The sequence below is a fragment of the uncultured Methanobrevibacter sp. genome, assembly GCF_900314615.1.
Taxonomy (GTDB): Archaea; Methanobacteriota; Methanobacteria; order Methanobacteriales; family Methanobacteriaceae; genus Methanocatella.
The window spans coordinates 1-19,928 of sequence record NZ_OMWA01000023.1 but is presented as its reverse complement, the minus strand read 5'-3'; the positions used below and the strand labels follow the sequence as shown (position 1 = coordinate 19,928).

Here is a 19,928-nt window from a genome sequence, read left to right as displayed (position 1 = left end):
TAAATTAAACAAAAATTACACGCCCTGAACTTCTAATAACATCAATACTTCCTTTCCCAGTGCATTTTTTATATCTTGAATTTCCTTCAAAAGTGACCACAACATCATATAATCCTAGTCCTAAATGAGAAATATCTATTTCACTTCCATATTTTCCGGTCTTTACAGTATATGAATAACATTTTTTGCCATCATAGATTTTTACATTGAGTTTTATGCCCTTGATTACTTTTTCATTGTTTTTGTTGAAAAGTGCAATATTATATGTTTTTGCTTTTTTGATGTAAACAGCATCAACTTCATCAAGAAATGTAGTTGAAGCTTTTTTTACTTCAATCTGAGCGGTTTTAGCCTTAGCATTTACACCGGCAGAAACTTCACTTACCTTAACTTTATGAAGTCCGATATCCAAGTTTTTGGCATTATATTTTGCAATGCCCCTTGAGTTTGTAGTCAGATAGACTTTTTTGAATTTGTTTGCAGTATAAACCTTTAAAAGCAGTTTTACTCCGACAATGCCCTTTTTGGTTTTAGTGTTGGTCACTTTAATTTCCAGGTATTTGCTGGCGCCATATGAAGTTTTAAGCTTTTTTACGGATATTTTGGCATCTGCCTTTTTAATTACGATATTTTTCAATGTTGATTTTTTTACATCAAGATAGTTTGAATCAATGCTTGCCTTGACGCTGTATTTGCCTGGGTTGAAAGGCAAATTATAAGTTGCCTTGCCTTTCGAATCAGTAATTACACAGACTGATTTTCCGTTGGAAAACTTAAGGGTTACAGGAACAGGATAGAGCGTATCATTGAAATAGTTCATGACCTTAACTGTCACTTTCTTATCTCCAAAATACTGTCCGGATTCCTTAATCTGAATGTCTGCAGGAATTTTATCAAGAACTATTACGCTTGAATTGGACTGTGAAAGATTTGTTTCTCCCACATAATCACATGGTCCTCCAACTGTAACGGGTTCAATGCTAATGTCTCTTGTCTTATCATCAGATATTACAGTATCATTTAAATCTTCAGCACTGACAGCTGAAACAGCACAAATTAAAATCAGCAATATGAAAAGAATTTTTTTAAAAATAATTACTCCTCCAAAGTTTTTATAAATAAAAATATGGAGCGAATAATATATAATTCAAATAAAGTGAAAACTTTAGTTAAAAAAAAGAGGATAAAATAATTAAATTTTATCCAAAGCCTGATCAACATCGGCTAAAATGTCTTCAATATCCTCAATTCCAACTGAAAACCTGATTAAATCAGGTGTAACACCGGTTGACAATTGCTGCTCTTCAGTAAGTTGAGAATGTGTAGTTGATGCAGGATGAGTTACAAGAGATTTTGCATCTCCGATATTTGCTAAAAATGAAATCAGTTCAACGTTTTCGATGAATTTCAGCGCACCGTCATAACCTGCTTTAAGACCAAATGAAACAATTCCCCCATAACCTTTTTCAGCGTATTTTTTAGCCACTTCATGGTTTGGAGATGATTCCAGACCGGAATAGGTTACCCATGCCACTTTAGGATGAGCTTCAAGGTGTTCTGCTACAGCCATTGCATTTGAAGCATGTCTTTCGATTCTTAAACCTAAAGTTTCAAGGCCCTGCATCAGTAAAAATGAATTGAACGGAGAAGGAACAGCACCAGTATCTCTTCCGACAACTGTTCTAAGTCTTGTTGTAAATGCGGCTTCACCGAAGGTTTCTGCAAAAATTAATCCATTGTAGGTGTCATCAGGTTCGGACAATGTCGGGAATTTGCCACCCGTCCAGTCAAAGTCACCTTTTTCAATGACAATTCCTCCTAATGTAGTACCATGACCGCCAATGTATTTGGTTGCAGATGATGCTATGATATCTGCACCATGGTCAAATGGTCTTACAGAACCGATACCGACAGTATTATCAGCAATTAATGGAATACCGTGAGAATGTGCGATTTCAGCCAATCTGTCAAAGTCCGGAATGTCCAGTTTAGGATTTCCGATTGACTCGACATAAATTGCTTTTGTCTTATCATTGATAGCTTCTTCAAAGAGTTCCGGAGACTGTGAGTCAACAAATGTTACGCTACGGCCAAGTTCTTCTAAAGTATTTTCAAATAGCTCATATGTTCCCCCGTAGAGATTATCTGCTGAAACGATATTGTCTCCAACACAGGTCAGGTTAATGATTGCATAAAAAATAGCGGCCATTCCTGAAGCAGTCGCATAAGCTGCTGATCCCCCTTCAATTGCAGCCATTCTTTTTTCAAATGCTTCAGTAGTAGGATTGTTCAGTCTTGTGTAAATGTTTCCTGCTTCTGTAAGTGCAAATCTGTTTGCAGCCTGTTCAGGTGAGTCAAATACATAAGATGTTGTTTGATAAATCGGAGTTACTCTTGAGCCGGTTTCATCCACTTCTTCCTGGCCTGCATGCACACCAATTGTTGATATATTTTTTTTGTTTTTAAATTCATATGCCATAATAATCATTAATAGTTATGTCAACATAATATTAAAGCATTTCTTAACACAAATGAAAATTGTAATAACTAAGTAAAATTGCATTAAACTAGTTAAATTGATATCAAAAATTCATTTATTAAATTAATTTCTATTTAATTTAAAAAATACTGATTTATATCTTATTAAAACTAATTTAAAGATATGAAATTTAAAAAAATATTTTTAATGATGATATTGGTATTAGTGCTGATTAAACAGACTGACTGCGAAAAATATGTTAAATTAAAATTAAACGATGCACCATTAATTAAAAAATCAGATTTACCCCCAGAATTTAGTGATGAAGCATTTAAAGTTGTTGATGAATTTATTAGAAAAACAATTGATTTAAACTATGAAATATTGCTGTATTTTGATTATACAACAGGAGAAATTCTGAAATGTAAAATAGGCGAAATAAATAAAGTGAAAATTGAATTAAAAGAAAATGAATTTAAAGGCCATAATGTTGCTTCAATTCATAATCATCACAAATCTGTTTATACTCCGCCATCACCTCAAAACTTTAGTATTTTCCAAGGAATTTTGAAGATTACGAACTAATAGCCGGATGGAATGGATTATGGATATTAAAAGGAAAGGTTAAAGATGAGAAATTATATTTTGAATTAAAGGTAATTTCAAAATCACTATTTAACCTTGCATTTAATTATTCAAAAACAAAAAGTGAAAATATACAAGAAATAGAAGACATTTGTGATGAAAAATATGGATATCTACTATCTACATATATTAATAATAAAAACATAAATAAAATACAATTAACTAAAAAGGAGTATGAACATGACTGAAATAACTGTCGAATGCATTCCATTTAAAAAAGGAATACTTTCTCAAGAAGAATTAAATGAATTCCATAAAAACATTGGGGAAAACTATGAACTAGAATTAAAAAAAGAAATTCAAGATATCTTTAAATTTAGTGGAATTAATATAAGTTTAAATGAACTATTTAATGAATAATTAAATCTTGTAGAAACCATGTCAAAATTTATGTGAATATCGATGTTTTTGCTGTTTTTGACTAAATAACTCATATATTTTCCTTATTTTTGATTTTGACATGTTTTTTGTTCTTTTTATTTTACAGTTGATTTTGTTCTTCGTGAAAAAATTTTTAGTAAAATGCTTGGATTTTAATTTTAATCGATTTAATGTCTTTAATTTTTTTACACTTGAAATAACACTTGCTATTGATTAAAAAACCCGATAATAATTTATAAATAGTAGAATGGAGAATAATTATTAATATGTACGCTAAAATAAACTATTCTCCATATTATTATTTGAATTCTAGACATTTAAACCTTTTGGATTTTGGACTTGAACTTGGTGGAAAAACTCAAGAAGAAAAACTATTTAAAATTGGTCAAAATCAAAATAGGTTGCTTAACTTTGTTGAATTAACCTTTAACTATGCAAGATGGATATTTCCAAGGTATTCCTGTGATTATAGCAATCATTTTTATAATCAACATCAATTATTCACTATTTTGGCATTGAAAACTTATTTAAAAACAACTTATCGCGAAATAATTGAAATTTTGGATGTTTCTGATAAAATAACCAAATATTTGAAACTTAACAAGCTACCTCACTACACTACAATCCAAAAATTCTTTGTAAGAATGTCAGATACAAAATTAAAAGATTTAAACAATTTATTATTATTTATACATCCTATTGATTGTGAATTGGTAGCAATGGATGGAACAGGACACACAAGTGACTATGCAGACCATTATTACGCAAAAATAAGAGGCAAATGCCGAAAAAGCTACATAAAAAACCATATTGCAATTGATGTCGACACAAGAATGATCCTAAATTACACAGCAAATAGAGGTCCAAAATATGATACACAATTCGCAATAGCATCCATAAGACAATTAAAACCCTATAAACCACATTACATACTAGCAGACAGAGCATATGATACAGAAGCGATAAGAAAATGCATAAATGAAGAAGTAGGTGCATTCGACCAAATTCCATTAAAAACACGAGCAAAAACTGGACATTATAGGCTAAATAGTTCAACAATCTTCTGGCACGACGTATATGCTAGAAGAATGAATGTAGAAAGTGTTATATCGGTAATCAAAAGAAGATTCAACGGAGGAAACTATAGTAGAAGCACAAAACTTCAAAATAAAGAAACAAAACTCAAAGATGTATTATATAACGTTTACAGAGCAATTCAGGTATTTTAAAAATGGTTTCTACAAGGTTAATAATTAAAAAAAAGAAAGCAATAATATTTCCCAATAAATCCTGTGCATCCAACATCACATCAACAATGCGAACATTGAACGGACATCTAGGTTCACAGTTACCACAAGCTATACATTCAGTTACATCGAATTTTAAATTGTTATAATGCTCCTGAACACTTGCCGGAACTTCATCCTTATTTTTAGCCAAATCATACAACTTGTTAACCATTGCAATATCAATTTCAGAAGTACACGGAGCACAATGACCACAAAAAGTGCATTGGTCTTAAATAAATGTTTTGGAGCATTTTAAAATCATAACCCTACAAAATATATGTACACTCACCATCAGATAAAAACTTCGGAATTTTTTCAAGAGAATGGGAAGATTATGAATTGATAGCTGCGAAAGATTGTTTGTGGATTTTGAAAGGAAAAATTAACGATGAAACATTAACCTTTGAATTGAAATTAATCTCAAAAATATATTTTAAGATTGCTTTAACAGAAGCACGTTCAAAATTCGATAATATTCAAAAAATTGACGATGAATGCGATGAAATATATGGAAAATTATTATCAAAATATATTAACGATAAAAAAACTAAATTCTATACAATTAACCAAAAAGGAGTATCACCATGACAAAAAGTATTGAATACACATGTAAAAAAAAGAATAAATGATTTGGAGGAAATAGATAAAATTGTTAAAGATTTTAAAGAAACTTTTCCAATGCAGGGCAAAGATGCAGTTTATGCATTATACCATATGATGGGAATGGAAATAGATTATGAGGATATCCCATTATAATCTATTAACAATAATATTAAAAGCCAAATAAATCCTGTGCATCCAGCATCACATCAACAATGCGAACATTGAACGGACATCTCGGTTCACAGTCACCGCATGCGATACATTCAGTTGCATTGAATTTTAAATTGTTATAGTGCTCCTGAACACTTGCCGGAACTTCATCCTTATTTTTAGCCAGATCATACAACTTGTTAACCATTGCAATATCGATTTCAGAAGTGCATGGTGCACAATGACCGCAGTAGGTGCATTGCCCTTCAAAGGAGTGTTTCGGAGCATTTTTCAATACTTCAGCATAATCCTTTTCAGCTTCACCTGCATCACAATATTTAAGGGATTCTTCAAGTTCTTCAACTGTTTTTACACCGACAAATATGCTTGAAACTCCTTTCTGTTCAAGACAGTAGTGTATACACTGAACTGGAGTTAATGCTACCCCGAACGGGGAAGTTTCATCTGAAAGCAGATTCCCACCGGCAAATCCTTTCATTACTGTTATTGCAGTGCCGTTTTTCTCACATAACTCATAAATTTCAGCTCTTTGAGGATTTAAACCAAAGAATGATTCATCATATGCATCATCCTTTCTGTATTCTTCGATATCTGGCATTGAACCAAACATGTCATATGCAGGGTTGATTGAAAACATCAAAAGTTCAATTTCAGGATTTTCAGCTGCTAAAATTCCAATGTCAGGATTGTGAGTGCTCAGTCCGATGTGTGCAATTGTACCTTCCTCTTTCAGTTTTCTGACATATTCAATAAACGGACCGTTCATTATTTCATCATAGTCTTCCATCTGGTCGACATAGTGAATCATACCGAAATCAAGTGTGTCTATTTGAAATCTTTCCATAAAATCTTCAAATGCCGGAATTACCTTATCCATTTCACGGGTTCTGACATACTGGTTGTTCTGCCAGGTTGCTCCGATATGTCCCTGTATGACCCAGTTTTCACGGTTAGGTTTAATTGCCCTGCCCAAATGTGAGCGTACATCAGGTTCACTCATCCAGCAGTCTACAAAATTAATACCGTTAGCTTCACATGCCTTAATCAATTCTTCTGTATCTTCATAAGGTCTTTCTACTAAAAATTCTGCACCGAAAGCAATTTCTGATACTTTGATGCCAGTGTTTCCTAATTCACGATATTCCATAATCAATCTCCTTAACTAAATATTAGGAGTTTAAAATTAAAAAAAGTAATGGAAAAATTATTGGATTTGAATATCCATTTTTCCACTGTTGATTGCAGCGATTGTACCGCCGTCAATGAGCAAATCCATTCCGGTAATGAATCCTGCTTTTTCGCTTAACAGGAATTCTGCAGCATATGCAATTTCATCTGATGTTCCGACTCTTTTTGCTCCGCAAACATCAATCATAGCCTGATATCCTTCACCGTTAGCTTCAAATTCATCGTAAGCTAAAGGAGTTACAATAATTCCCGGACTGATTGTATTGATTCTTGCCCCACGTTCTGCCCATGAGTCTGCTGATGCATACTGTACTCTTAGGTGGTTTGCTCTTTTGGATACAACGTATGCAACGCCTGAATTTACAATAACCTCTTCACTTAGACAGTCCAAATCTTTGAGTTCATCTGTTGGTGTTACTCTAAGGAGGCGTTCATCCTCTTTTGTAAGAGGTGAAGGCATGTAACCTGTCATGGAAGATATAATCAGTCCTGAACCTCCTCTTGCCATCACTTTTCCGAATTCATCAAGCGCATAGGATGTTCCGATCAAATCAAGGTTTATGATATGTTCCGGAGCTGCCTGGTTAGGTGATGCGCCTGCTGTGTCAATGAAATACATTACCGGACCAAGGGAAGCTGCCTTTTCAGCCAATGCTTTGATGGAATCTCTATCCATTGCATCTGTTAGCTGAGTTTCCACATCATAACCGGAATAGATCATGTCATGTTTTAAGGTTTTAAGTTTTTCCTCATTGATATCAGCAAGCAGTATTTTTTTACCTGCTGAAATTCTTTTGATTATTGCAAGTCCCATGTCTCCTGCGCCTAAAAGCACAACTACTTCCTTATTGTCATTTAAATCGAAATTCATTTTTATACCCCGAATTGTGAAATTGATTCTATAAACTGCGGTGTGTCAATGTATGCTATCGGCTCACCGGTTTCAAGTTCTTTAATTTTTTCCATATCTTCGCTAGTCAGTTCAAAGTCAAATACATTAAAGTTTTCTGCCATCCTTTCAGGTTTTGCGGATTTAGGAAATACGATTATTCCTCTTTGAATGATCCATCTTATGATTACCTGTGCAACGGATTTATTGTATTTTTCACCGATTTCGGATAAAACAGGATTTTTAAATATGCCGTCTCTTCCTTCAGCCAGAGGCCCCCATGACTCTATTTTTGCACCAAATTTTTCATGGAAATCTTCGGTTCCCTGCTGCTGGTAGAACGGATTGATTTCAATCTGATTTACCATCGGTTTGACTTTGTTGTGAATAGCTAAATTTGTAAAACGGGTTTCTGTGAAGTTGCACACACCAATAGCTTTTACTTTACCTTCTTCATAAAGCTCTTCCATTGCTCTCCATGTTCCGAATACATCACCAATGTTTTGATGAATCAGATACAGATCAATGTAGTCAGTCTGAAGTTTTTTTAGGGATTCTTCACATGCTTCTTTTGTTTTTTCATATCCGTGATGGGAATGCCATACTTTTGTGGTTATGAAAAATTCGCCACGGTCAATTCCGCTTTCAGCAATTGCTTCACCTACACCTTCTTCATTGAGTATGCCTGTGCGGTATCAAAGTGTCTGTATCCTGCTTCAATTGCTTTTTTGACTATTTCTTTTGTTTCCTGAGGAGGTACTTGAAATACACCGAATCCTAGTTGAGGGATTTCAACACCGTTTGATAATTTTACATATTCCATGATTTCACCTAAACTTTTATATAATAGTAAATTATAAATTATAGTATATAAATCTTTCCTAATGAAAGAGTTATCTAGTGAAAGTATTGGAGATTATAAATGAAAAATGAAAATTTAATAATATACATTATGATGTTAGGTACTTTTGGAGTTTTAAGTACCGAAATGGGAGTGGTGGGAATACTGCCTCAGATTGCAGAGTATTTCAGCGTAGACATCACACAGGCAGGGCTCTTTGTAAGTCTCTTTGCACTGACAATAGCAGTCTGCGGAATATTCATGCCCCTGGTCTTTTCAAAGTTTGACCGCAAAAAAAGTTTCATACTGGTTTTGGCCGTGTTTACAGTATTTTCAACAGTCGGAGCATTTGTATCCGACTTTAACATTGCGTTAATATGCAGAATAATTCCTGCAATCTTCCATCCGATCTACTGCGGTCTTGCCCTGACCGTAGCGGCAGAAATAGTAGAGCCTGAAAAAGCTCAGGATGCAGTAAGCAAAGTCATAATGGGAGTGTCTGCAGGGATGATTGTTGGTGTTCCTATTACCACATTTGTTGCAACAAACTTCGGATATCAGTTTTCAATGCTCTGGTTCGCTCTTGTGACATTCATTGCACTTATAGCTACTGTAATTTTCTTCCCGGCACTTCCAGGAAAAGAGCAGTCTTACGGAAATCAGGTTAAAGTGGCAACAACAGGAGTATTTATCATATCCGTTTTAGGAGTCATATTCCTGAATGGGGGAATGTATACTGCATACTCATACATTTCAGAGTTTTTAAACAGCCTGACAAATATAATCGGAACTGAATTAAGTTTGGTATTATTCATTTACGGAGTTGCTTCAATAGTCGGAAACTGGCTTGGAGCCAAACTGCTCAATTCAAAAACTAAAACTACAGTACTGACATTCCCTATAATATTTTCAATATTGATGGTTGGAGTGTTTATGTTAAGCGGAGTTAAAATACCTATAATAATACTTATGATATTCTGGGGACTGCTTGCGGGTATCGGAAACGACATTGCCCAGTACTGGATGGTATCAGCAGCACCGGACGCACCGGAATTTGCAAACGGAATATTTTTAAGTATGGGAAATGTAGGGGTCACTTTAGGAACAACAATAGCCGGAGCAGTTGTTGCAGGAATGGGCGTTCAGTATGTGATGCTTGCAGCAATAGCAGTTATGATAATCGATTTGATATTAATATTTATTAGAACAAACAGATACACTATTGAGGGATAAAAATGACATTACCCGAGCAATTTCAAAAGGAAAATACAGAAAACATCTTCATTTACCACTACGTGGAAGAAATGATTGCAAATTACGGCAGATATATTAAGGAAATATTAGATGAAACAGAAATAACCCGTGCAGAAATCCCTTTTTTAATAAGAGTCCGTTTCAGCGAAAAAACAACCCAGAAGGAACTGGTGGAATTATTCAAGGTCAGCGAAGGTTATACCGCTAAACTTTTAAGAAAGTTTGAAGATTTAGGATATATAACAAGACATGAAAATCCTGACAACAGACGCCAGAAGATAGTTGAGCTTACAGACAAGGGTGTTGAAAAGACTGATGAACTTATTAAAATAATAAACGACTGGGAAATAAAAGTTACATCAAATATGACTAAAGAGGAAGTTAAGCTTCTAAAAAGTTTATTATTTAAGGTAGTTGTATCATAATTAATTATAATGTATACAAAGGAATTCATTTTAGATGAAGTAAACAGAATCCGTGAGGATATCGGTCATGACAAAGTAAACATTTTCATTGAAGAGATTTACTTTAAAAACAATGAATTATGGATTATAACTGAAGACAGACCTGACAAGTCAGCCATTATAGGTAAAGGTGGCTGGGTAGTTGGCAAACTCAGAGAAAAGTTAGGTCTTGAAAGTATACATGTCGAATCTTACGGGGACTTTTTAAACAAAAACTACAAACTTAAACTCTCCGGAAAGACAATAGACAATCTTGATTTGAATTTGACAGGCCTTGAAAACCTCAGGAAAGTTATAGACAATAAACTGGAAAATATCTACAGTTTTAACTTTGAAAATTACTTTAATGAAAACATCTTTGATGAATCTCCAGATACTGAAGCTGTTGTTGCACTTTCAGGAGGTGTTGACAGCAGTTTTTCACTTATTTTAGCTAAAAAACTGGGTTTCAATCCTGTTGCGGTTACCGTTGATCCGGGAACCATAATACTGCCCAACCAGTTTAAAAAAAATATTCAAACATTAATCGATTCACTGGATGTTGAGCATGAATATATCTCATCCGACTATTCAGACGTTATCCAGGAATCCTTTACAGGAAAACTCCATCCCTGCGGAAGATGTTCCAAAAACACAGGTGAACTGGTCAAGAGATATGCGAAAGATAAAGAAATTCCTATAATTATCTTCGGAGATATGCTTGCAACAGGCAGTCAATGCATCAATCTTCAGGATGATTCATTATATCGACTGAACCTTCCCGCAAGTTTAAGTGTTGGCAAGCAAGAGATAAAATCCTTAATCAAAAACTATGATTTAAAGACATTCAAAGGATTCGGCTGTCCGCTGCTTTATGAAGTTCACAGGAAATTTCCACATATGAAAAAATTTTCAATACAAAGAATTTTAAGAGAAACACGTTCAGGAGCCCTGGAGCCAGGAGAAGCATTGGATTTAATCTGGAGCTTTTATAAAACAAAATAGAAATTATTAACTTATTTTTAAATAAAGCTAGCTCTAAAAAAAGAAGATAAAATTAAAATAGTGATATTAATAGGAGCTGAGCTTACTTATTGAATTCATTGAGGAACTATTAACAAGTATCCTAAAAACATCACTATTTTTAAAATCTTGCTTCAATAATCCGAAGATCATATCCACAATAATATTTTGTTCGTTAGAGTATATAAAGTTTAGGCATACCTAAACTAAATTGATTCAATTATTTTCATGACCGGATTTCCATCACCCTGAACGGAATCACCATGAACAGGGAAAATATAACCTATCTGATAACCTGTGCCATTTACCTCAAATGAATAATAGGAATAATAAGTTTCATTTTTCATGTAATTCTGCTGATTTACAGAGACATTATTATCTGTAAGGAAATTTTCTTCAGCTAAAAACTTAAAACCTGAAACCTGCCTGCTTGAAATTGAAGCATTGGTATCTGTGAAGTTAGTTACGCTAACAAAAATAGTGGACTCGGTATTATTATTGTTAACAAGTCTTACAGAAAGATCGCCAGTTTTGTTAATGGAATAACCCTGAGGAACTTCAAAAGTAGTGTTTTTTAAACTGAAACTTTCAGCAAAAACAGCTGAAGCACTGAAAATTAAAATCAAAATAGTTAAAATAACAAAAATATTTTTTAAATTCATAAAATCACAAAAAAATAAAAAGGAAAATTAGTTAAATTCCTTTTTTCTCAAATTCTTCATTTAAGAATACTTTAATTTTGCTGCGTGCAATTTCAACCATTTCCGGAGCAGGTCCTCCAGGAACAGCTCTGATTCTTACATTTTCAGCAGGATTTAAAGCTTTTTGAATCAGTTCATCAGCAAGATTCAATTCATCAAAACCTAATTCAACAGCTATATCATCAATGAATTTGGAAGTGATATCCTCTTCTGCCATATCATTGGAAGTAGCTTCATTAACAATTCTTCCAACAATTTTATGAGCGGTTCTGAATGGAATCTGTTTTTCACGAACCATGATATCTGCAAGATCAGTTGCTGTTGCAAAGTTTTTGCCTGCAAGTTCAGCGCATCTGTCAACTTTAAATTCAACTGAAAGCAGCATTTTAGTTACAATTGATAAAGTTTCTCTTGTTACTTTAACGGCATTCCATAAATGAGGAGTAATTTCCTGCAAATCCCTATTATATGTGTATGGAATTGCCTTAAGTATTGTTAAAATAGTAATGAGCTCACCTGTAGCAATGCTTGTTTTTCCTCTTGCAAGTTCTGCTACATCAGGATTTTTCTTTTGAGGCATAATAGAAGAAGTTGATGAATATTCATCAGCCATATCAATAACACCGAATTCATAAGTACTCCATAAAACCAGCTCTTCACATATTTTTGCAAGAGTTGATGATAAAGACACTAAATCAAAGACTGTTTCTGTAATAAAGTCACGTGCAGAGACCCCATCCATTGAATTTTCCATATATGAATCAAATCCAAGCAAATCAGTAGTCAACTGTCTGTTTATTGGAAAACTGGTGGTAGCCATAGCAGCAGAACCTAACGGATTTATGTTAACACGTTTATAAGTGTCTTCCAAACGTTCATAATCCCTTTTAAGTGCCTGAACATGAGCCATTAAATGATGAGCAATTGTAATTGGCTGAGCATGCTGCAGGTGAGTAAAACCAATGAAAATATCTTCCAGATGTTCTCCGGCCATTTCAACTAAGCCTTCAATAAATTCCAGAATACCAATCTGCATCTCTTCAATCATTCCACGAAGAACCAGTCTGACATCACATGCAACCTGATCATTTCTAGATTTGGCAGTGTGCATAAAACCGGCCTGAGGACCAATTTTAGAAGTTACATAATTTTCTATTGCCATATGCACATCTTCAACTGAAGGATCGAATACTAAAGCTTCATAACCTTCTTCTTTTAGATTATCGAGAGCACATAAAATATTATCAGCAATTTCTTCATCGATAATTCCTTCATGCTTTAACATTGAAGTATGTGCAAAATTAGTTTTGATGTCAGCTTCAAAAAGAAGCATGTCTGCTTCAAGTGATGAAGTATACTCGGCTGCTTCATCAGTCATTCCAGTTTTAAAACGACCATTTCTAATATTATCCAAAAAAATCCCTTCTAAAAAAATCAGTTAAAAATTAAAAATAATAAAAAAAAGAAAAAAGATTTAAACAATCTTATTTTTTCATTTCAGTGTATCCACATTTACCACAAGCAACTCTGTCACCATGGTCAGCCATGAATACACCTTCACCACAACGAGGACAAATTTGATTTTTTCTAACAATTTTGTCGCCATCTACTTCATATAAATCAGATTTTCTTACCATTAAAATCACCTATTCTTCATCTGCTTCTTCTTCAGCAGGTTCTTCTTCAGGTTCTGCGTTTTTAGCTATAACATGTTCAGTTTCGATGTATTTTAAATCATCGACTGTTTCATAGACTTTAGCATAACCTAATGCTTTAGGTTCACCGTAGTGTGGTTGTACGTTGTCGACTACGAGTAATTCTTTTTTAGTATTTAATAAAGCAACTAATTTAGATTTAATATCTAAAGCTTTAGGAGTTGCTTCTCCTTCATAATCAACATAAAATTTAATTTCTTTTCTGTTAAATAATTTATTTTCTTTTTCTTCAATAAATTCGATTTCCATGATTAAACCTCTATTCAATTTATTCTTCAATAAATCCGTTAATAAGCTTTTGAGCTTTATTTACTAAATCACCAGCTTTTAAAAGCACTAATCCTTCATTCGGTTGACCGTACAAGATAACAGTTTCAGGATTTGCCATGATGATGCAAGGAAGAACTGCAAGATCTTCTTCCCCCGCTACTTCAATTACATAACATTCGCCATTGTCAGATAATTCAAGAGCCTGGCCTATGGTTTCCCATAGATCATCAGTTATATATCCTGCCGGATTGTCAGCTTTTAAAATGTGATTTGCACGTATAATTTCATGAGTATGATTTTTTCTTTGAATAAGATTATCAATTATACCAATATTCGGGTATATTTCATTTTTTGTAAGATTTTCAAAAGTTGCATCACCAACAGAAATTAAAAACTCGGAAGATTTAATCTCATCAATAGCATCTTCAAAGTCAGGATATAATTTACCTAATGGTTTTTTAAGCTCAATTATTATATCTTTATTTAATTCTGCATCTAATCTTAACACGAAAAACCCTCTATCTTACTCTTAAACAGTATTCTCCAGGAATAGTTATATTTAATTCGCGAGCTAATTCAGATTCTTCAGGGTCAGTTATAATTAAAAGACCGCTCCAGTTATCAGAAGTAGGATTTCCGCAACTTGGACAATGATCTTTTGATGTAATCATTTTACAAACAGTACATGCTTTCATTGTTTAGCTCTCCTGCTTTTTTCTTTTGCTTCTTGAATCCATTCGAATCTACCTAAATTGGTTTGTCTCATAGTGAGTGGAATTTTGGAATTCCTGTTATTTTCAATATTATTAGTAGATTCATCTTTAATAGATACACTAACTGCTCTAGCTCTGACTAAGTCGCCAACATCTAATGTTTTATTAGATTCTTTTGCAAGTAATGCGCCTCTTTTAGCATCATAATTAATATAATCATCAGTTACTTGAGAAACATGTATAAGACCGTCCATAGGTCCGATTCTTACAAAAGCACCATAATCGACAATATCAATTACTTCACCATCGAAAATTTCATGTTGTTCCGGTTTGAAGAATATAGCCTCAAAAACAACATTATGATATGAAGCTCCATCACCCATAATGAGTCTACCTTCACTGATGTCGTCAATACCATTAACACAGATGAGTAAACCAAGTTTTTTATCTAAACGTCCTTCATAGGTTTTATTTAAAGTCTTGATAGCAACTTCTTCAAGAGGATTATCGAATTCATAAGGTGGAATTCTTACAGTATCCTCAATTTTTGTTTTATAATACAAAATAATCCCTCATTTTATTGATAAGTTAATTAATATTATATTTTGCCTTCAACAGCAATATATTTTTTTTGCCTTAAATATGCAACAGTTATTCCTTTATCTTTTGCACGATTTTTTAATTCAATATCATTTGTAGCTAAAACTTCTGAAACTCTAAGTAACGCATCATCCACAGTTTCATTTTCCAGTAATGAAATATCCTTTATTTCAACTTTTGAAGAATTAGCTAATTTTAGGGCTAAATTCGCATTTAACCTTGTTTTTCCTTTATTGTTATTTTTCAAACCCTTCAATTCATTGATAACAAAGCTTGGAGTAGTTAATTTATAAGAAGGTAATAAATTTTCAAGTTCAGTGATAATATCCACATTGAACTGAAAAGGAACCATAAAAAAATTGGTATCTATTACAACTTCTTTAGAGTTCATTATTTGCCCTCTATTTAATAATACCGTAACCTATTAATCTCCAACGAGCTCCAACTCTACGGCTTAAAGCAACCCTATCACCGGCGCTTGCACAAACCGGCAATTTAAGAGCAACATCAACAACATTTTTCTTGGTTGAAGTAACTACACCAATGGTAGTTGTTGTACCGCAGTTAATCATTAAAGGTTCTTTAATTTTAATCGGAGCAACATCACGTTCTTCTTTAGTACCTACAACACGGTCAAGTAAATTAGCTTCCATAGTGAAACTGTCTAAAACATCAGGTAAAGTACCTTCTTCACCAGCAACAGTTCCAGATAATGAATCTGATTTAGTTAAAGACGGATCTAATTTAGTTGCAATACCTACAAGTCCACCAGGACCAATTTCTTCAACTTGTTCTCCATTAGCTTCAAGACCGATAATTTCTGATTTTAAAGTGAGTCTTTCGCCGTTGTTAGTAGGGCCAGGCCTTATTTCAATGGTATCTCCAAGTTTGAATTTACCCTGAACTAAGGTTCCTCCAATAACTCCTCCTTTAATCTTATCAGCACCTGAACCAGGTTTGTTAATATCAAATGATCTTGCAACATGCATTAATGCAGTATCATCAACATTTCTTTCTGGAGGTTGAATTTGTTTAAGCATTGCTTCTATTAAAATATCTACATTTGCACCTTGTTGAGCAGATACAGGTATTATTAAAGCATCTTCAGCACAAGTACCTTTAACAAATTCCTTAATTTCATTATAACTTTCAATAGCTCTTTCTTTTGAAACAATATCAATTTTATTTTGAACTACAATAACATCCTTTACACCGATTACATCAAGTGCCATAAGATGTTCTTTAGTTTGTGGTTGTGGACAAGACTCATTTGCAGCAATTACCAACACTGCACCATCCATAATTGCAGCACCAGATAACATAGTTGCCATAAGAGTTTCGTGACCTGGAGCATCAACAAAAGATACTTTTCTGATTAATTCGGTTTCGCTTCCACAGATTTCACATTTTTCAGAAGTAGTGTAACATTCAGGTTCTCCGCATTCAGGACATTTTCTGAATTCAATGTCTGCGTAACCTAAACGAATTGAAATACCTCTTTTAGTTTCTTCACTGTGGGTATCAGTCCAAATTCCAGATAATGCTTTAGTAAGAGTAGTCTTACCATGGTCTACATGACCAACCAAACCTATGTTAACATCTGACTGAACATTCACAGATAACCACCTTTTTATTAATTTTTAATTCAACTTAAAAGTAAAATAAGAAAAATAGTAAAACTATTCTTCCTCTTCTTCACCAGCACCAAGAATATCAGCTATTGATTTGCTTCCAGCTTTAGTAACTACAGTGTTGATTTGTACAATATCTTCAGCAATAGTGTTTCCTCTAACGGTTTTTCTTCTTTTAACACCATCTGCTTTAGGATGATAACCGATACCACCAGTTAATAAACTTTTAATTCTTCTAGTACCAGAAACATCTTTTTTCATGGTAAAACCGTTTTTGTCACTACCACCAGTAATTTTTAAAGTGTAACCGTCTAAACCAACAATTCCACCATCAAATTCATCTCCGATGACTAAACCATTTAAAGCTTTAGTTTCATCGATTTCAACTTGATAAGAATCAGCTTTTTCAGACACAACTACTTTGAATGCCATGGTTTTCCTCCTTAATTTTTTTAACCCTTATTTATTATTCAAAAAGACCAAATTTACCCCAATCTGGATCTTGTTTACGTTTAATTTCAACAAATTCATATAAAGTTTCAAATTCATCTTCAGTTAATTTATCTTTAAATTCCCTTTCAATGAATTTATAATGTTTTTCAGGAACATCAATATATAATTCATCCCCTTCATCGAAATGTTTTCCAACAACGGCATCTTTAATAGCCATAGCCACCCTTTGGCCTCTTGGAATATCAGGCAATGTTTCACCTTTATCTTCCATACTTGCTATTACACCAACATATTCACCGTTTTTATTGATTAAAGTTTGACCTTGCTTAATTGTACCACTTAATGATTCGATACCTACAATAGCAGGTTTACTTTGACGGAAAACAAGTTTTGGTAAAGCCATGAATTTAGCAGGCTTAACGATTGCATCGTAAAATGCCTTCTTCTTAGCTTGTTCTATTTCATCAATCCAAGCTTCATATTCTTCAATAATCTGATAGATTACATCACCTTTGAAAAGTTTAACATCAGAATTATTAAGATCTTCTAAAGAGTTAGGATGAACATCTACATTAAACGCAATGATTGCACCGTGTGCATCATCTTCATTTAAAGCAATTGATGAATTAATTATATCTCTGCGATTAACATCACCTATGTTTGCTTCACGAATAGGTATTTTCAATTCCCTTAACAGTTTAACAATAGCTTCAAGAGAACCTAATGTATCTGCTTTAACTAAAATACCTTCATCCTCTGTACTGATGGTAATATCTTCAATCTCTTTTAAGATTTCTTCTTCAACGTTTTCCTCATCGCTTAATACTCTAAGAGGAGAACCTGAAACAACATTATCTAGATTAGGAGCTGCTATCTTAATACCTGCAGCTGCAACCACTTCATCAAATTTCTGGAATTTCTTTTTGGAATCCCTCATCTCTTCTAAAGGAAGAGGCCTTAAAATAGATCTGATTTTAGTTGTTAAAACTTCATTTGAAGAAGTCATTAAAGCTATTTCATCATTAGTTCGCAAAACACCATCATAAATGATACTATCAATAGTGAGACCTAAACCAACTTCTTCCTTGATTTCGAGAACTGTACCTTTTGCAGGTGCATCTTCATTGATTTCAAGCTGTTCTGTTAAATATTCCTGAGCAAGACCTAAAAGCATTGCTAAAACTTCTATAATTCCTTCTCCTGTTCTTGCACTGACCGGAATAATTGTGATTTGTGAAGCAAAATTGCTTACCCTGTCAAATCTTTCAGACTGGAAGCCTTCCTTGTGGAGGGTACCTACAATCTCATAGACTTTAGTATCCAGTTCTGTTTGAACACTCTGAGCCTGTTTTGAGAAAGATTCTCTAAAGGAAGCGCCTTCATGTGATTCCCAACCAAAAATCATATCGATTTTGTTTGCAACAACAATGAACGGAGTTTTATACATCTTAAGAATATTTAATGCTTCAAAGGTTTGCGGTTTAAATCCGTCATTAATATCAAGAATCAATACTGCCAAATCAGCTAAAGCACCACCACGTTTTCTTAAACTTGTGAATGCTGCGTGACCAGGAGTATCGATAAAGAATAATCCGGGAATTAAATCCTTGATAGTTAATCTTGAGATAAAATCTCCACAGATTTCTTCAATAGTATCGTTTGGGATTTCTGTAGCACCAATATGTTGAGTAATACCGCCAGCCTCTCTATCAGCGATTGTACTTCCTCTGATATAATCTAATAAGGTAGTCTTACCATGGTCTACATGACCTAAAACGGATACAATTGGGGATCTGATTTTCATAGTATCTTTTCAGTATAATAAATGTTTATAATTTAAATTTATTCGTAAATTAAATCATTGTCAACGATTTTGTAATCGCAAATTTCATCTTCATTAAAGAAAAGAGCAATTTCTCTTTCTGCAGATTCAGGAGCATCTGAAGCATGAATAATGTTTCTACCGGTATCCATACCAAAGTCTCCTCTGATAGTTCCAAGATCTGCTTCTAAAGGATTAGTTGCACCAACTAATTTCCTAATAGTAGTAATAGCTTCTTCACCTTCAATTACCATAGCTAATGATGGGGATGAAGTGATATATTCTACTAAACTTGGGAAAAATGGTTTTTCAGCATGTTCTCCATAATGAGTTTTTGCTAAATCTTCATCAATTTGAATTAATTTACAAGCAACGATTTGAAGACCTTTTTCTTCAAAACGAGATAATATTTTACCCATAAGACGTCTTTGAACAGCGTCTGGTTTCATCATTACAAAACTTTTTTGAATCATTCTTTAACCCATTTAACTTTTCTTGGAACTCTTCCGAGTTTAATCATATTTTTTTCACATTTACTGCTGCAAAAGAAATATATTGATCCATCTTTTTTGACGTACATTTTTCCTGTACCTTCTTCAATTTCTTTATTACAGAATGAACAAGTTCTCATGTATTTACACCTTCTTATGGAGTCTTAATTTCCTTAGCTTCTCTAATTGTATCAAGTAACATTAAGATGTCGCCTTCTCTTACAGGTCCCATAATGTTTCTTGTTAAAATTCTTCCTTTATCTCTACCATCGAGGATTCTGCATTTAATTTGCATTACCTCACCAGTCATACCAGTTCTTTTTAAA

At 33.6% G+C, this 19,928-nt stretch carries 26 protein-coding genes and 2 pseudogenes; 8 read left to right on the top strand and 20 right to left on the bottom strand.

The annotated features are described in order from the left end of the window. Positions 1-4: 4 nt before the first annotated feature. Both QZN33_RS08530 and QZN33_RS08525 read right to left on the bottom strand, forming a co-directional pair. The gene (locus tag QZN33_RS08530) at positions 5-1,069 is read right to left on the bottom strand and encodes a phage tail tube protein (RefSeq protein ID WP_296791012.1); all 1,065 of its coding nucleotides are present in this window, start codon (positions 1,067-1,069) and stop codon (positions 5-7) included. A 123-nt stretch (positions 1,070-1,192) separates the two neighbouring features. Beyond that, on the bottom strand, positions 1,193-2,479 hold the full coding sequence (locus QZN33_RS08525; protein ID WP_296791008.1) for an O-acetylhomoserine aminocarboxypropyltransferase/cysteine synthase family protein: 1,287 nt from the start codon (positions 2,477-2,479) through the stop codon (positions 1,193-1,195). A gap of 183 nt (positions 2,480-2,662) precedes the next feature. Here QZN33_RS08525 and QZN33_RS08520 point away from each other — a divergent pair, with 183 nt between their 5' ends. The 3 genes from QZN33_RS08520 (at position 2,663) to QZN33_RS08510 (ending at position 4,734) form a co-directional block, all read left to right on the top strand. Continuing rightward, complete coding sequence (locus QZN33_RS08520; RefSeq protein ID WP_296791006.1) at positions 2,663-3,064, top strand: hypothetical protein; 402 nt, start codon at positions 2,663-2,665, stop codon at positions 3,062-3,064. Positions 3,065-3,304: 240 nt separating this feature from the next. Continuing rightward, positions 3,305-3,484 (top strand): hypothetical protein, encoded by a 180-nt coding sequence (locus tag QZN33_RS08515; protein ID WP_296791003.1) that lies wholly within the window; start codon positions 3,305-3,307, stop codon positions 3,482-3,484. 287 nt (positions 3,485-3,771) lie between these two features. Beyond that, entirely contained in the window at positions 3,772-4,734 is a 963-nt protein-coding gene (locus QZN33_RS08510; RefSeq protein ID WP_296791001.1) for a transposase, read from the top strand. Here the strand turns inward: QZN33_RS08510 and QZN33_RS08505 are convergent. Further along, positions 4,688-5,008 (bottom strand): annotated as a pseudogene (locus QZN33_RS08505) (4Fe-4S binding protein); the annotation flags it as partial. The gene QZN33_RS08510 and the pseudogene QZN33_RS08505 overlap by 47 nt on opposite strands. 155 nt (positions 5,009-5,163) lie before the next feature. Here QZN33_RS08505 and QZN33_RS08500 point away from each other — a divergent pair. Then, positions 5,164-5,382: a hypothetical protein gene (locus tag QZN33_RS08500; RefSeq protein WP_296790999.1), complete on the top strand. Its 219-nt coding sequence runs from the start codon at positions 5,164-5,166 to the stop codon at positions 5,380-5,382. A gap of 42 nt (positions 5,383-5,424) precedes the next feature. After that, entirely contained in the window at positions 5,425-5,550 is a 126-nt protein-coding gene (locus QZN33_RS08495; protein WP_296790995.1) for a hypothetical protein, read from the top strand. A 16-nt stretch (positions 5,551-5,566) separates the two neighbouring features. Here the strand turns inward: QZN33_RS08495 and QZN33_RS08490 are convergent, their stop codons facing one another. The 3 genes and pseudogenes from QZN33_RS08490 to QZN33_RS08480 form a co-directional block, all read right to left on the bottom strand. Then, positions 5,567-6,715, bottom strand: coding sequence for an aldo/keto reductase (locus QZN33_RS08490; protein WP_296790992.1), 1,149 nt, complete (start codon positions 6,713-6,715; stop codon positions 5,567-5,569). Between the two features lie 57 nt (positions 6,716-6,772). Continuing rightward, positions 6,773-7,627 (bottom strand): SDR family oxidoreductase, encoded by an 855-nt coding sequence (locus tag QZN33_RS08485; protein ID WP_296790986.1) that lies wholly within the window; start codon positions 7,625-7,627, stop codon positions 6,773-6,775. Between the two features lie 2 nt (positions 7,628-7,629). After that, positions 7,630-8,468, bottom strand: a pseudogene (locus tag QZN33_RS08480) (aldo/keto reductase). Positions 8,469-8,567: 99 nt separating this feature from the next. Here QZN33_RS08480 and QZN33_RS08475 point away from each other — a divergent pair. From QZN33_RS08475 to QZN33_RS08465, 3 genes are read left to right on the top strand one after another with little or no spacing between them, the layout of a single operon-like run. Then, positions 8,568-9,719: an MFS transporter gene (locus QZN33_RS08475; RefSeq protein WP_296790983.1), complete on the top strand. Its 1,152-nt coding sequence runs from the start codon at positions 8,568-8,570 to the stop codon at positions 9,717-9,719. A gap of 2 nt (positions 9,720-9,721) precedes the next feature. After that, positions 9,722-10,165: a MarR family winged helix-turn-helix transcriptional regulator gene (locus QZN33_RS08470; RefSeq protein ID WP_296790980.1), complete on the top strand. Its 444-nt coding sequence runs from the start codon at positions 9,722-9,724 to the stop codon at positions 10,163-10,165. Between the two features lie 9 nt (positions 10,166-10,174). Further along, on the top strand, positions 10,175-11,188 hold the full coding sequence (locus QZN33_RS08465; protein ID WP_296790977.1) for an ATPase: 1,014 nt from the start codon (positions 10,175-10,177) through the stop codon (positions 11,186-11,188). 224 nt (positions 11,189-11,412) lie between these two features. Here QZN33_RS08465 and QZN33_RS08460 read toward each other — a convergent pair whose 3' ends face one another. The 14 genes from QZN33_RS08460 to QZN33_RS08395 all read right to left on the bottom strand — a co-directional run. Beyond that, entirely contained in the window at positions 11,413-11,868 is a 456-nt protein-coding gene (locus QZN33_RS08460; protein ID WP_296790975.1) for a hypothetical protein, read from the bottom strand. Between the two features lie 31 nt (positions 11,869-11,899). Continuing rightward, positions 11,900-13,321 carry an argininosuccinate lyase gene (gene argH / locus QZN33_RS08455; protein ID WP_296790972.1) on the bottom strand — a complete coding sequence of 474 codons (1,422 nt, stop codon included), beginning with the start codon at positions 13,319-13,321 and terminating at the stop codon, positions 11,900-11,902. Positions 13,322-13,391: 70 nt separating this feature from the next. Beyond that, on the bottom strand, positions 13,392-13,544 hold the full coding sequence (locus QZN33_RS08450) for a 30S ribosomal protein S27ae (RefSeq protein ID WP_067042875.1): 153 nt from the start codon (positions 13,542-13,544) through the stop codon (positions 13,392-13,394). 9 nt (positions 13,545-13,553) lie between these two features. Next, positions 13,554-13,871 (bottom strand): 30S ribosomal protein S24e, encoded by a 318-nt coding sequence (locus QZN33_RS08445; protein ID WP_296790969.1) that lies wholly within the window; start codon positions 13,869-13,871, stop codon positions 13,554-13,556. 19 nt (positions 13,872-13,890) lie between these two features. After that, complete coding sequence (locus QZN33_RS08440) at positions 13,891-14,400, bottom strand: GTP-dependent dephospho-CoA kinase family protein (RefSeq protein WP_296790966.1); 510 nt, start codon at positions 14,398-14,400, stop codon at positions 13,891-13,893. Positions 14,401-14,410: 10 nt separating this feature from the next. After that, complete coding sequence (gene spt4, locus QZN33_RS08435) at positions 14,411-14,587, bottom strand: transcription elongation factor subunit Spt4 (protein WP_296790963.1); 177 nt, start codon at positions 14,585-14,587, stop codon at positions 14,411-14,413. Further along, on the bottom strand, positions 14,584-15,168 hold the full coding sequence (locus tag QZN33_RS08430; protein ID WP_296790961.1) for a DNA-directed RNA polymerase: 585 nt from the start codon (positions 15,166-15,168) through the stop codon (positions 14,584-14,586). The genes spt4 and QZN33_RS08430 overlap by 4 nt, the downstream gene beginning before the upstream one ends. Before the next feature lie 35 nt (positions 15,169-15,203). Beyond that, positions 15,204-15,596: a PIN domain-containing protein gene (locus QZN33_RS08425; RefSeq protein WP_296790959.1), complete on the bottom strand. Its 393-nt coding sequence runs from the start codon at positions 15,594-15,596 to the stop codon at positions 15,204-15,206. A gap of 10 nt (positions 15,597-15,606) precedes the next feature. Continuing rightward, the gene (locus tag QZN33_RS08420; RefSeq protein WP_296790956.1) at positions 15,607-16,821 is read right to left on the bottom strand and encodes a translation initiation factor IF-2 subunit gamma; all 1,215 of its coding nucleotides are present in this window, start codon (positions 16,819-16,821) and stop codon (positions 15,607-15,609) included. A 63-nt stretch (positions 16,822-16,884) separates the two neighbouring features. Next, positions 16,885-17,268 (bottom strand): 30S ribosomal protein S6e, encoded by a 384-nt coding sequence (locus QZN33_RS08415; protein ID WP_296790954.1) that lies wholly within the window; start codon positions 17,266-17,268, stop codon positions 16,885-16,887. Positions 17,269-17,302: 34 nt separating this feature from the next. Then, on the bottom strand, positions 17,303-19,093 hold the full coding sequence (gene infB / locus QZN33_RS08410; protein ID WP_296790952.1) for a translation initiation factor IF-2: 1,791 nt from the start codon (positions 19,091-19,093) through the stop codon (positions 17,303-17,305). A gap of 38 nt (positions 19,094-19,131) precedes the next feature. Then, complete coding sequence (gene ndk / locus QZN33_RS08405; protein ID WP_292747301.1) at positions 19,132-19,584, bottom strand: nucleoside-diphosphate kinase; 453 nt, start codon at positions 19,582-19,584, stop codon at positions 19,132-19,134. Continuing rightward, on the bottom strand, positions 19,581-19,742 hold the full coding sequence (locus QZN33_RS08400) for a 50S ribosomal protein L24e (protein ID WP_004034240.1): 162 nt from the start codon (positions 19,740-19,742) through the stop codon (positions 19,581-19,583). The genes ndk and QZN33_RS08400 overlap by 4 nt, the downstream gene beginning before the upstream one ends. A gap of 14 nt (positions 19,743-19,756) precedes the next feature. After that, the coding region (locus tag QZN33_RS08395) for a 30S ribosomal protein S28e (RefSeq protein ID WP_296791126.1) at positions 19,757-19,928 on the bottom strand (172 nt) is incomplete at its 5' end.